Annotated in this window: 4 protein-coding genes; all 4 read left to right on the plus strand. The window is 50.9% G+C overall.

Annotated elements, in window-relative coordinates; all coding sequences use genetic code 11:
* Nucleotides 1-38 precede the first annotated feature (38 nt).
* The 4 genes from NATSA_RS10270 to NATSA_RS10285 all read left to right on the plus strand — a co-directional run bounded on the left by NATSA_RS10270 (nucleotide 39) and on the right by NATSA_RS10285 (nucleotide 17,346).
* Complete coding sequence (locus NATSA_RS10270; protein ID WP_210512302.1) at nucleotides 39-1,259, plus strand: ABC transporter permease; 1,221 nt, start codon at nucleotides 39-41, stop codon at nucleotides 1,257-1,259.
* 288 nt (nucleotides 1,260-1,547) lie between these two features.
* Nucleotides 1,548-3,218, plus strand: coding sequence for a hypothetical protein (locus NATSA_RS10275; RefSeq protein ID WP_210512303.1), 1,671 nt, complete (start codon nucleotides 1,548-1,550; stop codon nucleotides 3,216-3,218).
* Nucleotides 3,163-15,285: a hypothetical protein gene (locus NATSA_RS10280; protein WP_210512305.1), complete on the plus strand. Its 12,123-nt coding sequence runs from the start codon at nucleotides 3,163-3,165 to the stop codon at nucleotides 15,283-15,285. Before NATSA_RS10275 ends, NATSA_RS10280 begins: the two co-directional genes overlap by 56 nt.
* Before the next feature lie 18 nt (nucleotides 15,286-15,303).
* Nucleotides 15,304-17,346 carry a fibronectin type III domain-containing protein gene (locus tag NATSA_RS10285; protein ID WP_210512307.1) on the plus strand — a complete coding sequence of 681 codons (2,043 nt, stop codon included), beginning with the start codon at nucleotides 15,304-15,306 and terminating at the stop codon, nucleotides 17,344-17,346.

Below are 17,346 nucleotides of genomic sequence, written 5' to 3' on the forward strand. Positions count from 1 at the left end.
GAATTGCATGTGTCCACTTAATCAAAAATTTTAAACACATGAAATGGAGTGCTGTACCATATACTGCCGCAACGGCTTTACGCCGTAACTTGATGCGGACATTGCTGACTGCCCTGGGAATCGTCATCGGTATCGGTGCAGTGATTGCCGTCGTCGGACTCGGTCAGGGAGCCAGTTATCAGGTTGAAGAACAGGTTAACCGGCTTGGTCAGAATGTGGTGCTGGTTTTTCCGGAAGAGCGCCAGCTTGGCGGAGATGAACCCATTTCCACCCATCGGGTCAACCGGCTCACCGTCGAAGATGCCCTGGCCATAGAAGAGGAAATTCCGGAAGTCATCGCGGCGAGTCCGGAAGTCCGTTCGCAGCGGGTGGTCACCTACGGAAATGAATACTGGCACACGCCAATCTACGGGCAGTCTGCCCACTATTTGCAGATCCGGAACTGGGGTATTGAAAGCGGACGGATGTACACTGAGGAGGAACTTGAAAATGCCGAAACGGTAGCCGTTATCGGACAGACCGTTCTTGATGCACTTTTTGACGGGGCCGATCCCATAGGCGAAACCATCCGGGTGCATGGCCTTCCCCTGAGAATCATCGGTGTTCTGGAACCTAAAGGCATGTCGCTGATGGGCTCGGTGCAGGATGACCTCATCCTGGTTCCCTACACAACGGCATTTCAGCGAATTTCAGGCCGCACACATGCCATGGTGATCAACACGCAGGTTTATGACGAGTCGGCAATGGATATGGCGGCCCTGAAAATCACCGACCTGCTTCGCGAGCGTCACGGCCGGGCATCCCACCAGGATGACGGCTTCACTATCCAGACACAAGAGGAGGTAGCGGACGCCGCAACCGAGACGTCACGGGTAATGACGGTCCTGCTCTCCACCATCGCCGGCATCTCGCTGTTTGTCGGCGGTATCGGTATCATGAATGTGATGCTGGTCAGCGTGACCGAGCGAACCAGGGAAATCGGACTTCGACTTGCATTAGGCGCCCGCAACCGGGATGTGCTGTCCCAGTTTCTGTTCGAAGCGGTCATTCTCTGCCTGCTTGGCGGTCTGGGAGGGATAGTTATCGGATACGCATCGACCGAGGTGATCGCCGTATATGCCGGGTGGCCGGCTCTGTTTTCCGTCCACGCCATGGCCCTGGCCGTCAGCGTGTCGGCGGCGGTCGGAATCTTCTTCGGGTTTTACCCTGCCTGGAAAGCCTCGCGGCTGGATCCGATTGTGGCACTGAGGCAGGAGTAGAGAGGGTACTGCAATCCTCCCCTTTGTTAGCAAAACCGGCCAACGCACGTCTTTTCTACAGTTAATTAAAGAAAATCGAAACAGTCGGCTGGCTCTAATTAATAAATATTATGAGTTTTATGTCAAAATGGTTTGTAAATTTTGATATAAGTTAGCAAAATGCTGTAAAAATCATTCTTGTGACTTGTGTGAGAGGGGAGGTGGGGTGTGTATCTGCGTGTTTTCAGACATATATGGCATTTAGGTCTGCACACTTTTAAAAAATTATTACTAAGTGCTGCAGGGGGTATGTTATTACTTCCGTATCTCTCACTGGCTCAGGGTACGATAGGAGATACGGATGTTGAAAGTTTCCGCATGTCTGGAAGTATCTCAAGTGTGGCTCATGGCTACACAACTACTCTTGATGCCAACCGCCGGGCTCCATGGGGAAATGTTACAACAGCAAATCTGAACTTTTCAGCTTATGGCTTCAGGTCCGGGCTTAACGTTCTGTATAATACAGATCAGTCGCAGTTCAGACAAAATATCAACAGCGTACAGTTCGATGCTGCCTGGCAATGGCTTCAGGTTAGTGCCGGGGATGTGAGTCCGGCAATTTCCAATTATGGCTTGAGGGGAGTCACCATGAGAGGCGGGCACATCCGCATGAATCCCGGCCGTTTTCTTTTTGAGGCAGCCGGCGGCCGGTCACAAAGAAAGGTCATGCTCAGTAATGACAGGGCCTTCCGGGAGCCGGCATTTGAACGGTGGACGGCAGCCGGAAAAATCGGTGTCGGACGGCAGAACCGATCCTATTTTCATCTGAGCTCCCATTATTCAAGAGATGAACGCCACTCGCTGGGTAATGCCGGATTAATAACCCCGTCAGAAAACCTGACAGTGACTCCGGATATGCGCATCAGTATGTTTGGGGGCCGGTTCAATGTGCAGGGTGAAATAACAGGTTCCGTGTTTACCCGGGACCTGAACAGTAAAAAAGTTCCTGTTGATGAAGTGTTGCCTGAATTTTTCGCTAAACTGTATAAACCCACAACCAGTACCCGTGTTACTTATGCCGGCAGAACTCAGGCCGAACTATCACTGACGCGTTTTAGTGTCACTGCTGGCTATGAGCGTATCCAGCCGGGTTTTCAGTCACTGGGACTCAGCCGTATCCGGGATGATCAGCAACGCATTAACGTGAGTCCTTCCATGCGTTTCTTCCATGGCCGGCTCAACGTTTCAGCTAACGTTATTCAGGGCCGGGACAATCTTCTGGGCAATCGCCTGCAGACCCAGTCCAGCCGCACACTTGGAACGAATATACAGGCGGCTCTGACACAAAGGCTTATGGTAATAACCAGCTACAGCTGGTACCAAAATGACATCAGTACCGATGATAACGTTCAGACAAGGGACGGATTGATAGATCAGCTTCAGAATTCCCACACTCTGATGCTCCAGCCATCTTTAAACATCATTTCAGGCGATTACTCCCATTCGGTTTCTGTTACCGGCACATACATGACCCTGAAAAACGAACTCTCAAGGGCGGACTTGCAGGATATGTCTGCAGAGACGATTACGGCTGCTGTCAGCTATTCGATTGTACTTCCGACAGGCCTCACACTCAATTCTACGGGAAATTATATGGTAAACGATTCAGGGCGTTTTACCAGCAATACATACGGGATTACTGTTGGTGGAAGCTATGCAGTTTTTCAGCGCTCTCTGAATATTAACCTCAACACCGGAGCCAACATCAGTACCAGCGAAGTAAAACCGGTAACAGCTGACAGAGCTGCAAATAAAAACAGCATGCTTCAACTCAACGCCAACCTTAATGCCTCCTACAGGGTTACTGCCAGGGATTCCTTTAACTTTTTGATCCGGACCCGCAATAATCAGGCAATTGAAGGGGATGCTGGAGACTACACCGAACTGGAATCCAGCCTCAGATATCAAAGAACATTCTAAAATGCATGGTGACAATGTGATGAAACGGATAGCCGTTTACCTGAAACAGCCGGCAGCTCTTTTGGGTTTGGTGGTGCTGGCAGCCGGTTTTATGCTTCACAATACTGCAGCAGCGCAGGGCATGACCCAGGTTACCATTGTCGGAATTCCCTCAACTCTGCCTTCCCCGTATACCGATCAGCTTGAACAGAATTTCCGGACAGGGCAGTATCAGGTAATCTTTAATTACAACACCACTGCTTCAGCTCCGGAAATGTTTGAATTTAATTTTGTGCTCTCCAAAGACGGAGCCGAACAGATTAACATCACCTCCGAACCTGTTTCACTTCGTCCCGGTACGCATATATTTACCTCGTTTTTTGATGATATTGCATTCGAAGAAGACGTCGGTGATATCATCGATCAGTTGGACAGCAAGCTTCGCAGCCAGGTTGTTCAGGCTGGTACGCTGCCTGAGGGACAGTACACGATCCGTATTGAAGCCCGTCCCGTTTGGCAAACAGGTATCAGCTATGTGCAGGGTATGGCCGTTTTCAATGTCCGGTTCCCGCAGCCTCCGGTACTGGTTTCTCCATCCGACGGGTCTAATGTCATCCAGGATATGCCTTCGTTTGTATGGACACCGGTCATCGGCACGGAACAGGCAATTTTTTCCTATGAAATGCTGCTTGTGGAATTGTTTCAGGGACAAACTCCGCATCAGGCTATTCGCAGCAACCGCGCTTATGCTCTCACAAATGTCACCGGCCGGACAGATATTCCTTATACACCTGATTTTTTACCACTGGAAGAAGGTGTTAATTATGCCTGGCAAATCACGGCTTTCGATCTTTCAGGAGTACTGCCAATCCGCAATGAAGGCAGAAGTGAAATCTATACATTCACATACCGGAAAAAAACAGAGCCCGGAACCCTGGACCAGATTAGGCAAATCTCAGAGCTTGTGCTGGTTCCCGGTTTTGCCCGTCTGACCGGTTTGGATGCACTGGAAGTCAGCGAAACGATGGACACCTATGTCCTCAACGGGCAGGCTGTTCTCATTATGGACTTCGAAGGGCAGCAGCCGACAGAAATGAGGGTGAGTGTACAAGACCTGAGGCTTCAAAAACACTCACTCAACAATCCTGTTTTGCTCGGGGGAACGGTAAAGGGTACCGCCCCGGATCTTCAGTATCTGAAGGGGCAGGCGGCCTCCTATGTGCAACTGAAAGAAATCCAGTGGAGAACAGGAACCGGCGTCACGGCATCAGCCGGCATTATTACACCGGAGGATGCGACGGTTCAGGCAAGTGGAAACCTGACCCTGCAGCGCAGCGGCATATCCGGAACGGTCACAGCAAAAGCAGGTGAAGGGTCGTTTCTTGCATTAACCGGGACTAAGCCTCTAGAACTGGGCTTAACCGCAATAACCGCAACTTTTCCGGATGGCAATGTCACAGCAACTGCCAGGGTACTGACCATAGGAGAAGTCAGTTGTGAAATACCCTCCATGTCGCTCGGTGAAGATACATTTACAACATACATTAATTGTAATCTTGACGAGACGTTCTATCCCGCAGAAGATTCGGATAAACTCAAAATCACACTTCAGGATTTTAACGGACACGTAACCGGTTCATGGCAGGATGAAGGGGAGTTCAGCTACTCCGCAAGTATCCGGAGCAGTTTCGGTATGTTACTGGATGGAGAACAGGGGAGATACTGCGGTGCGTCAGGAACATTGATGCTTTCGGATGAAGATGGTATTGACATGAGCAACTTCAGATCAGATTGTGTACTGCCTGAGCCTTCCCTGAATCTCGGCTTCCTTAATCTGGCTTTTCGTAACCCCGGGTTGACCGCTCTTGAATATCACGCACCGGATGACTGGGATTTCGAGTTCAATTTTGATGCGGAGCTCTTTCTGCCAACGGCACCAAATGTAAAAATACCGGTGATTGAAAATATCACAGTTACTCCTGCCGGCATTCAGTTTCCACAAGTAACATTCGATGAATCGATCCTTCAGCCTCATATGACAGTTGCTCTGGATCATCTGGAGCTCGCCCTGAAAAATTTCTCCCTCGAAAATTTTGTATTTCCCTGGTTTGAGTGGGATGGAACCGGTGCCGGACCGTGGGCTTTTTCTTTCGATGCCGGGATGCGTTTACCGGATATCCCCGCTTATCCGGAAGGGCTCAGAAATACTTCCATTGATATTTTCAACGCGCACATTAGCGGAGAAGCCGTTAGAGGAGAAGTTCACATGGAGGGTATGACGGATTGTCGTTGGGATTTCGGCGCCGGTTATGCTCTGGAAATCCATGACATAGGTGGTGAACTCGCCATTCTTTTTGAAGACGGTGCATTGACACCGGTCGCAGACCTCGACATTGATGCTGAGATATTCCTGGGGATTCCCTTTGTCGAAGAACCGCCCGAAATTGAAAAAATCCGCAATCATGTCAGTTTTACCTCTACCGCTTCCGGGTTTACAGGCGGGATTGAGAACTTTGCTCCTGCTGTCCCGCTTGAAGTCGGACCCTATACGGCTGATGTTACCCGGTCGGATCTGTCATTTTCTTACGCTGCAGGCGGACAGGCAGAAGCGATATTATCCGGCAGTGCGGTTATTGATCTCGGTGAAGATAAATCAGCCTCGGGGTCATTTCTGCTGAACCTCATCACCGGTGATTTTTCAGACATGCAGTTTGAGCTGGAAGGTCCTTTTGAGTGGGCCATTCCGAAGGAAAACTCCGTTCTCGTATTCATCGTCGATTCCGCTGTATTGACCAGAGAGGGATTGTTCATCGACGGCCGCCAGTCCCTGCAGCTCGGAGCCGAAACCATGGGAGTCACCTTCGATGAACTCCTGGTCGACTGGCGTTCGTTTGAGGTAATAAGCGGACGTATCGTCCTGGATGAAGTGTTTACGTTTGAAGCCGGAATTGACGAACAAACCCATGAACTAACCTATTCAGCAAGTCTCAGTGATACGACTCTGTCGCTGACTCCGGGTGTTCTGATGCAGCTTGCGGGTACGGTAATTATTGACAGCCGGGGTCTTCACACCTCCGGAAGCTCCAGTGGTGCATTGCATTTCGGAGAATTTGCCTTCGAAAATCTGGAAGTGGTGTTCACCGACGATTTTGCCATGGGACTGTCACCATTCGGAGTGAGAGAAGGACAGGCCGATATATTTTGGGATAACCAGCGGATTGCCATGATTGACCATTCGGGGTTCCGGCCTGACTTCTCCTTTTTCGGTGACGAGTTTTTGCCGGATCGCATCCCGCTGCCTACCGAAGAAATCGCCTATTTGCAGATAAAGCAGAACGAGCAGCTCGTCGTGGAACTCAATAGGCTGGATGACGGGACCTACGAGATGCAGACCAAACCCGGAGAGCCGCTGAAACTCGTGCTTCCGGTTCTGCAGGGTGATCAGCCGCACCCCCCTGAACTCGACGTCAGCCTCTCCGCTTTCCGGTTGAACCCGACCACCGGCAACTATATAGCCGGAAGCGTCCATGCTGATGTTCCTCCGGACAGCCCGGAATTCGATCTGTCAGGATTTGGCATACCGCTCACCCTCAATGAAATTCAGTACGCTACCCAAAACATCAACGGTTCAGATTTTTCTGCACTGTTTCTCGAAGGATACCTGACACTTATGGAACACGATCTCGGTAATGAAGCCGGGGCAAGCCTGTATATACAAAGTGACGGCCGCGTACAGGGCAGTGTGGCGTTGCCTGATCTGGATACCACTATCCCGCTGGATCCTAACAGCAACATGGTGGAAATCCATGTGTCATCAGTTTTCGGGAATGTGGATATCCCGATGCTGCCCGCCGGCAATCCGAATTTTGTTTTCGATCTGGCCGGCGGGTTCCGGATCAATAAGTTTGACGGCACACCGCTCGGCAGCGCCGAAATGGAAGCACGCTTCAACGATCAGGGTTTTTCGGTTACCCGTTTCGAGGCTTCCGCTCTTTCCGAAGATGCCGTGCTTGATCTGACTTACTTCAGTCTGAAGGTCGATCAGATATCCTCTCTGAGCATGAATTATTCACCCGCCGCCGGATTCTCCTATTTTGCCGATCTGGACTTCACGATAGGAATGAAACTGCCGGGATGGGATCTTGTCGAAATCCCACTGAAAAATGTGGATATACGCAATGATATCGGTATTGTGATCCCCCCGCAGGATATTCACGCCGGTTCATTGCCGGGCTTTGCTCCCCGCGCACTTGATATGGGAGTTTTTCGACTGCAGCCGCTGGCTTTCCGGATGGAACGCGATACTATCAACATCCACGATTTTTCACCAGGTGATCTGCTCGCACTGGTGCCGGAAATGGATTTTGAACTATCATTCCCTGCTTTCAGCGATAACGCCCCGGCGATGGCTCAGCAGTCGCTGACATTAAACAGTGTCGGATTCAGCAACGGAATTCTGAGCGGCTCTCTGCTTCCGTATACACCTCCACGGGAGTCGGTTTTCCTGCCGCTCGGTCCGGCTGGTTTGCATGTCGATGAAATAAGCGGAGGTCTGTATACCACTGATGAAAACACCCAGGGGTTTGATGTTCAGCTCGGCGGCTATTTTGATATGCCCGAAATGTTCTCAGGCGATGATGAGGCCTGCGAAACTTCTCGCGTCTCCTTTAGTTTGTCTTCCGAAGGCGGATTTAACGGTACCATTGATGATTTTCTGCCGTGCGGCGAGCTGGTGCTGGGACCGCTCAGCCTCGGCTTCGGAACCTCGCAGCTGGAACTGGCTTTTGCCGACGGAGCGCAAAGCGCCCTCCTTTCCGGTACAGCATCTGCTGTGATTGAGCGGGAGGGTATGAGCCCGGTTACCGCAAGCGGTGCACTCACCTTCGACCTCATCAATATGGAGATCATCAGCGGCTCCATTGGCATCAGTGATTCGTTTACCTGGCATATGCCGATAGAAGACCCCCTGTTTGGATTTACCGTCTATTCGGCAAGTATCGATTCTGACGGACTGACATTCAGTGCCGGAGGCACAATGAACGTCGGTGAAGGTACAATCAGTACGAATTTTAATGACTTTAATCTCAACCTCAGGGACGGGTCGGTATCAGCAGGAAGCGTGGATATTCTAAGTGCATTTGCCATTGATGTAAGTCTTTACCCCACGCAATGGAAAATTTCGGATCCGGATGCCGAAAGGGATTACGAATACGGCCTTAGGCTGGTGATGCCCCCTGATCTGACTATTGATAAAGATGGTTTGATGGTGGATGGCGCTAGCTGGGCTGCCCTGAGTTTCGGAGATGAGACCTATGATGCTCTCAGCCTCCATTTTGTGGAAATGGCTGTTGGAATCCGGCCAGTCGGAGTTACTTCGGGCCGGGCCGACCTCATGCTGGATGATGGAGATGAACCGGTGCGGCTCGCCTGGTTCGATGCCGATGGCTTCCATGCCGATCAGCTGCTCCGGGCAGTACCGTTTCCCGATACGCTTAACCTCCCGTCTCCCGATATTGCATATATTGTACTGAAAAATGAGCAGGGGCAGCATCTTGTTCAATCACGGGCTGTTGAAGGAGGGGTGGAGATTTATACCGACCAGCCCGTGCCGCTGGTAATTGCCGCTTTTGCCGATGACCCCGCAGATGTAATGCAAATTGATGTCAGCTTCAGTGATGTCGTCATCAATGATGCTTACGAAGTCACCGGCGGCAGCATCTCAGTGGATGTCAGCCAGACGCCGCTGAATCTCGCTCAATACGGTGATTTTCCGGTCTCAATCACCGCTCTCCATTTTCAAAAGCTGCCGGATCAACCCTACAGGCTGTATGCAGATGCCAGATTAACACTGCCTGAGGCACTTACGGATCTTGAAATTCTCGTAGAGCAAATAATGATGGGACCCGGAGGTTTTGCAGATGCTACATTCTCTGTGGGTACCTATACCACCAGTCATACCGAAGGGGATGCTCCGGCCGTATATAGTCGCTCATTTGCGGACGGAGCCTTTGCCATTGATGTTCGCGGGGTGGAACTTACCTTCGGAGATAATCCTTCCTACAAGTTTTCCGGCGATATCAGCAGCTCATTCCTGACCAACGCGGACGGGGATACTACCATAATCCATATTGCAGCCGATTATTCCGCTGATAACTGGGCGTTTTCCCTTGATGTGGATCACATCACCCCGCAGGAAATGCCTATCGGTCAGGCCTGGCTCATTCTGGACGCTCTGAGCCCCGAGTTTGACGGAGGTGATTTTAACCTTGTTCTCGACGGCAGAATAGTGATGAGTGACCTCACCGGGGATGAGATGGAAGTAGGAATTGAGGGGCTTCGGATCGGCACCAGCGGCGTGTCGATAGCCAATGTAAACACAGACGACCTGGTGCCGCAAAGCCTGACCATGTTCGGACAGCCCGACATGCTTACGATTACCGGGCTGGATATCGAACTTACACCGGCCAATCATCTGCTTATTGAGCTCAGCGGCAACCTGAATTTGTTCGAAGGAAAGGATCCGTTCTATTTCAGTGACTTAAAACTCGGAACAGACGGTACTCTGGAACTGGGAGCCGGAAGTATGGCACTTTTAGGTGATCCCCCGGTGGTGTTGATGGGGGATTACCTGGTACTCAACGCACTTCAGCTCAACATTCAGGATGGCATGGTGATGCTGACAGCTTCCACCCAGGCAACCCTGCCCGACCCGCTTTCGGCTTCCGCTCCCATGCACATCACTGTGGATCATCAGGGCAATGTGTCCGTAGACGGACCGGCTTTTGTCATCGAGAATGTGTACGCAGGGCTTGGAGATCTGGCAACATTCAGACTCACCGGAGCCGGAATGAAAATCGACAATATATTTCACTCGCAGATGACATTCTTTGCATCCGCAGAGATCGATATCAACGGCAATGTCATTCAATTCGGTCAGCCCGGAAGCTCAGAAACATGGGGCATCAGATACCGGATGGCAGATCAGAAACTGGAATGGGATATCACCAATACACCGGACTTCCAGTTTGAAACCGGATTCTTTGCCTTGACGATTAGTAACACCTACCTGACAAATCCAGCAGATGCGTTGTTCGGAGTCTCACTGGATGCCAACGCCAGTTTTCTGCTGGAAGGTGTGGGAGGAGCCGGCCTGCAACTTGAAGGATTCGAAATTACAACCGCAGGCATCGGATCAATGGGTAACGTGACTGGCGGCGGTTTCAGTTTTGCCAGTGCCATAAGTGTGCAAGTCGGCAGTTTTGACTGGGGCAGAAATGAACAAATTACTGTAATTCGCCAGGACGGAGACGACAAGAGTAATCCCGGAGGTTCGGAAGAATCCTTTTATGTCAATGAGTTTCTTCGCTTTGCAAGCGACAACGGCAGCGCCGTCAGTATATCTGTTGAAGGCGGATTCAGCGGCGAAATTGAAGAGATCTTCTATTATCGCACTTCGGAATCCCTGTATCTGAATATTGAAGGTGTCGATTTAAAATTCAGCGATCACGCCCGCCTTTTTGCCAGCCTGGAGTATGAACATCAGCCCAATGGTTTTATGATGCGGGTAGCCGGTGGCGGATCGTTTGAAACTGCAGCAGGACAAAGTTACGGACTGGCTGCAATGGGACGTATGTCGACATTGAATAATCAGTTCAGTTTCGGAATATTTGTATCCGTTCAGGCCGATATTCCGCTCTTTCCCGGTGTGGTGTCTCTTACAGAAGCTGGAGGTGGTTTTTTCTATAATGCCACTAATCAGGACTTTGAAGATGTGGCAGCTCTGACCGATTATGATTTCTACAGCGAAACTGAGCCCTGGGTGGAAAAATCCGGAGACTATGATTTTGCCGTCGCTCTGGTAGCAGGAGCAGGAGTGGTCGGTGTAGGCGGTGCTTATGCTGTTGACGGCAGAACCATGATTTTGATTACGGATCAGTGGTTCGCAATGGATGTGCAGGGAACGCTGCTCAGTCAGGGCAGCCGGCTGACAGCGGGTATGTATCTGGAAGCAGAATGGACTCCCGTTCTTCGTATTGCCGGAGGTGTCGGCGCCCGGCTGGATTACGCCTCCATTCTTTCAGGTGAAATTGCTATCGATTTCTTCGTTATTGAAGATCATCAAAACAGCACAGACGATGAAATGGCCGTACACTGGGCCATTCATGGTGACGGCTACCTGGATATCATCGGAGGTATTGCAACCGCAGAAGCCGCTTTTATGATCAGTACCGGAGGATTCTATACAGAAGTGAAAGTGGCACAGGGTTTTGACGTCTGGCTTATTTCTGCAAGCAGCAATTGGGAAGGGGCTATCTGGTGGATTTATGGCGGACAGTTCGGTGCTTATGTTGAAATAGGTTTTGAAGCAACTCTTTTTCAAGTGGCCAGTATCGGAGGCAGCCTGAAAGGAGCACTCATTGTGGATGCAGGCTATCTCGTATACGCTTCAGCCAACGCTTATGTTAGTGTCAGATGGGTTTATACAGGAGATGTAACGGTGTGGGTATCGATGCAGGACGGAAGATTCCGGGGAGGTCGCGGTTCCAACAGCGAGTACGACGAACTCATTGCCGAAGCCCGCAGGCAAGCCGGGGAAATGGGGGATCAGATGAACGAAGCACTTGCCGCCGCCGGAGCCCTCAGAGATATGCCGGAAGTGTTGATGATGAGTGAGGAAGTACTTGCCGCAGCCGGGGAAAGACTGGCCGGAGCGCCTCTGTTCATTCAGTATATGTACTTTATTTTTATAACTTCCAATGAGCTGGGGATGGCAGAGCAGCCATCGATACATAGGAATATTGCCAACCTCTTCTTACAGGGAGACCGCCCGCCGCCGGCATCTGATTATCAGCTGGCTGCCCTGAGAACTGCTATGGATCAGAATTTTGATCAACTGATGGATGTAATTCAGCAGGTGGAGGGACATTTGAGTCAGACTTATGAACTGGCTCTGGAGTGGGAAGAACGTGCCGGTATACTGCTGGAAGGCGAAGTGGCGGATCCCCGCCAGGTAGTCAATATGAACTGGAACCAGGAAACCAACCAGCCCCCATCATTCCGGGTAGACCCCGACCAGGCGGCACATAACAGGGAGTCTCTTGAGGATTTGAAACGGGCTGTAGATGAACTGGATGCCTACTATATGACAGCTATTGACTCGGTTAGCAGCTACATCAGCCGTATTGAAATGGCCCTGGCAGATCAGGTGATAGACTACACCCGGGCTCTTCCGCGTCCAGGACGTACCGGTCAACTCCGCAGCTTGCAGGCCACCAGACCCGGAGCCAATTCAGTTTCACGGCAATATGCAAAAACAACCGAAGCCATTGACCATTTCTACGGAAATTATGTCTCCCATCGCCGGAGTACTCACAGGTGGGCCGGACAACAACTGTCTGATTTTCACAACCTCCGGCTCGGTACAGGAGCTGCCTCGGTTCGTGAGGCAGTTATCCGGGGAAATGAAAACATGCTGACCGAAGCTTTTGAAAACTTTGTCAACTTGTATGGAACAAACTTCAGTCTGGCTTTTAACTACATCCATGAACACCGGCTTGATTACTGGATAACCCAGTTTCCCGGTAATATCAATCCCACTTCCCTGAGGCTTGCTCCCGGCATATCTTATAACCTGGCTGATTATCTTCCGGATCAGACGGTAAATAAACTTATAGAGGTAGCTGCCTACAGACAGTTCTATGTTCATAGCCTGGATCCTGGAACCACCGCTGATGAAGCCCTGACGGAAAGGCAGAACTTCATTGATCAAATGGAGGGGTTTGCTTCAGATGACCTTCAAAGTCTGTTTATCAATTTTGTTCAAAAGGGCATTGAGTTCTGGTATCAAATGCCAAGGATGGGGCTGGAAGGAGTGCGTGATATCTCATTGGTTCAGGCCGACTCAGTTTCCGCTATTTACCGCGAAGGTATTCAGGAGCTGGAAGCAGCACATCAGGCCTTTACAACTACCATTGATGAAATCTACAAAATTAAAGCTTCCCTGACGATGAGCCTCCACGGTATGGTGGATATCTATGCCGGCCGGCGGGCTGATCTTGCAGGTGAAGAAGCAGCCGCTGACCTCTTGTCAATGAAGGAAGAGCTGGAACAGTTGCTGATGCCGCCACGCATCACCGGAATACAGGTCAACAAAAACCTCTCCGGTTATAGCAATAAAGTCACCCTCAGCTGGAATGCACAGCATGAATCCGGTAACATTGTGGAATCCGGCTATTATCTGGCACCGGGTACCGTCGCAAGCGTTTTTGTGGACGGATTGCTGTCCGCCGGTGATGAAACCGATGTAACCCGGTATCTGTTCAAAGAACACTCAGAAGAAATTGTACGGAATATGCGTGCTGTAATCCGGGTCAGGGGACCTTCAGGAACTGCCATAAGCCGTCCGGCTACGTTTTCTGCTGCAGTTGATCAATACGCAAGTTACCAGGGTTATGCAGAAGCCGATGGCGTGTCGCAGAATATCGAAGCCGTCGATACGCCCCCCCCTTCCACGCCGGTGGTTAGTCTGGATTACAATCAGACGGTAAGAAACCGTATACATTCGGCCGGGGCAAGATTCCATACGTGGACAGAGCGCTGCTACTGGACTAATCTGCCGGATGAACTGCGGTTCGTTGCAAGCTCCTTTGATGCAGAATCGGATATTGCAGCCTTTGAGTACGCACTTGGAAGTACCAGGGGAGCAACAGATATCAAGGACTGGACACGAACTCCGGGCCGTGAGGTCATTCAGCCGGATCAGGTAACCTACGGAGGTCAGAACCTGACTCAGGAAATAATCATCAGACACCTGCACCTGGAGACCGCACCTCACTATCTGAGTGTGCGGGCGATAAACGGAGTGGATTTGGTAAGCGAAGTCAGGGAAGTGGCTGACCCCATCCGGTTTGATGCTGAGCCGCCATCAGCTCCTCTCATAACCGATGAAGACATCGTAATGCCCCCGGTCGACGGTCTGTTACACATAACTCAGGCAGCAACCACCAGTGATCAGCAATTTGTTGACCCCTCACCCATGTCGGTAGCTGAGCCGATGATGACGATAAACTGGTCCGGAGCAACCGATCAGCTGTCGGGTATTCATGGTTATGAATATGTAATCACGACTGATAATGACGATGAAGCGGCCTTTATGAACCTGGATGATGTAGTCTTTACCAGCGATACCCGGGCTTCTTTCAGCGAGGCACCGCTTAGCTTTACCGATGAAATATATGTTTTTGTCCGCTCTGTTGACAATGCCGGCAACCGAAGTCAAACAGCTGCTCAGGTCGGACCGATTGTGGCACTGGATCCGACCAGGCCGTCTATTCCGGTAATCAGAGCCCGTGGAAAACCGGACGGTATCGGTTTCCACTTGATCCGTCCGTCGCTGGACTGGGAAACCGATGTCGCACGCTATGAATTCACAGCAGGCACGCACCACTCTGCCGAAAATCTGTTTCCATGGACCCCGCTTGGGACATATGAGGTACGCCAGGAATTGCTGAGGTACAAAATGTTTGCCATGCACGGACAGTCTGCCACCAGTCTTGCTGCTCCCTATCTGAAAATCCCGCTGGATAACATTCCGGTGAACACCAGGCTTTATCTGCGCCTGCGATCCGTCAATCATCAGGGAACCGTTTCAGGTACCGGACACAGCGGTTGGGTCGCTCATGATACCACACCGCCTTTGAACCCGTCGGTATCTCTGAGCAGAACCGGTGATTCGATGACTATAGAGGTAGGCAACATCCGGGATCCGCAAAGCGGTATTTCCAGGGTAGAGTACCGGGTGGTCGATACATCTTATCATGATGACAGGTTGCGGAGTTTAACTCCCAGATTAGCCAATGTCGTCGGCTGGACGGACTTATTCCCGATCGGACATATTCAATACGGTACCCTTGGCGGAAGTCAGACGGTTGCTATCGGAGACCATGACTATCAGCAACTTAAGGTTTATGTGAGAGTGACCAATGGCAACGGAATGCAAACCACAGTTACCCGGACACCGTCCTTTCATTACTCACCAGTAAACAAAGATCTGTTTCAGCTGGAGCAACCCTTGCTCCTTTTACGATAATTAAGCCTGAGGGATGATGTGATAAATAGAACAAGCTTACTGGCGGCCGGCATGCAAAGAGCAATTGTACTAGCACCGGTGCTGGCACTATCCGCAGTCTTCATCTGGAATGATGCAGCAGCACAGATTGATGCCGACCGGCTGCGCCATGCAGTGAGGGGCGATAGTGTTTTTGTCTACCATATTCAGCAGGTGCCTGTCGGACAGGGGTTCAATATCTATCGCCGGGATGAGGGGGTCGATGAGTTTGTCCGCCTGAATGAATTTCCGGTTCAGGGAGTGGTTTATCCCGACGAATTGCCATCCGCTCTGGGTGAATTGTATGAACAGGTACAATCCGCGCTTGAAGCCCAAAACCCGGTTCAGACATTTTTTGCTCTCCGGTCAAACTCCATTCTGGGGCGACTGTATACTTTTGTTCATCCGGAAGTGGCCGCAGCTCTGGGGCGTCTTTATATCGATACCACCGCAGCCCCCGGAGAAAAAGTCTCCTACCGTATTGAGTTTGTGGATGATCTCGGCCGGCCTACAGGAACAGTACTGGAGGAAGATGTTACACTGGAAGAGATGATCCCTGAACCACCGTCAGATATTCAGCTGTCCAATGACGGCTATGCCATGACCATCAATTGGCACTATCCTTCATCCGGAAGAGTGGATGATAAGGTTATCCGGTTTGAAATCCTGGAATCCGGCCCCGACCGCGATGATTTCAGGGTAGTCAATACCCGGTTTATTCTCCGGGATGACAATCAAACCGAATATGTGCACCATTTTACCACCAGCAGACTGGGAATACCGGTACAGTATACGATTACCGCCGTGGACATCACCGGCAGACAAGGACCTGCAGGGGAAATTGTGGATTTCTTCATCGAAGATAACATCCCGCCCGGTGTTGTTGAACACGTTGCCGCACAATTCGTGGAAGATGTTATTGAAGTCACCTGGCCGGTGAGCCCGGAACCGGACCTTTCCGGCTACCGGGTTTATCGCAGTACCGATTTGTCAGGTGAGTTTGAATTACTTCAGGAAGATCTTGTCGATCCTTTTTTCCCCGTTTACAGAGACCGTGATATTGAGGAAAATGTACGCTATTTCTACAAGGTAACTGCCGTCGATTTCTCCGGCAATGAAAGTGCAATGAGCGCTGCAGCAATGCGGCATGTGCCCGACCGGACTCCGCCTCCGGCCCCGGAAGAATTCCGGGCCGAATTCCTGAAAGATGAAGGGACAGTCCATTTGAGATGGGCTGTAGGAGAACGACCCCGGGATTTTCGGACATATATTGTACTTCGCCGAAAAATTTCAGAAGCAGGAGAAACCATTTTTGATCAGCTGACGCATGATGACTACCGCCGGAATGAGTTTATGGATCCCGGTGCAGGAGGTCTCGGTTTTGAAGAGGGTGTTTTCTATGAATACGGAGTTTTGGCAGCCGACAGCTCCCGTAATTTCAGTGACACAACAAAAATACTCTTGCAAGTACCTCTGGTAACTCCGCCGGAACCGCCGGGTAATGTCATGGCTGTAAATCATGACGGTATCCGGGTCAATGTCAGTTGGACACAGACTCCTTCCGGTGCGGTTGTCTACTATAATGTGGCCAGGGAGACACCGGATAACGAACTGACTCATTTCAGACGCCTGCCCGTCCGGGAAAGACGCTTGAGAGATGAAACCGTAGAATTGGGCATGGAATACCGTTACGCTGTGAGTGCTGTGGATTCGGCTGGTAACGAGAGCGAACCGGTGTTCAGTGATAAGGTTCAGGTACGCAACTATGATCCGCCTCGTCAGGTACGTAATGTTCGCATTGCTGAGATTGAGGACGGATTGGAAATTTCCTGGGAACCGGTTGTTTCCGCCCATCTGGCGGGGTATAAAGTCTACCGGTCCGGTCTGGCGACAGGGGTGTATGAGCCGTTGACGGAAGACCCGATAGAAGATACACGGGTGATTGTTGAAGAGCACCCCGTACAGATGTGGTACCGCATCCGGGCCGTGGATATTTCAGGAAATGAAAGCAGACCGAGTGAGCCTGTGAGAGCCGGGAGTTAA

It is taken from the genome of Natronogracilivirga saccharolytica (assembly GCF_017921895.1).
GTDB classification, from domain to species: Bacteria; Bacteroidota; Rhodothermia; order Balneolales; family Natronogracilivirgulaceae; genus Natronogracilivirga; species Natronogracilivirga saccharolytica.

Coding starts and splice junctions, on each gene's coding strand:
- NATSA_RS10270 (WP_210512302.1), top strand. CDS start 39: ATGAAATGGAGTGCTGTACCATATACTGCCGCAACGGCTTTACGCCGT.
- NATSA_RS10275 (WP_210512303.1), top strand. CDS start 1,548: ATGTTATTACTTCCGTATCTCTCACTGGCTCAGGGTACGATAGGAGAT.
- NATSA_RS10280 (WP_210512305.1), top strand. CDS start 3,163: ATGCTGGAGACTACACCGAACTGGAATCCAGCCTCAGATATCAAAGAA.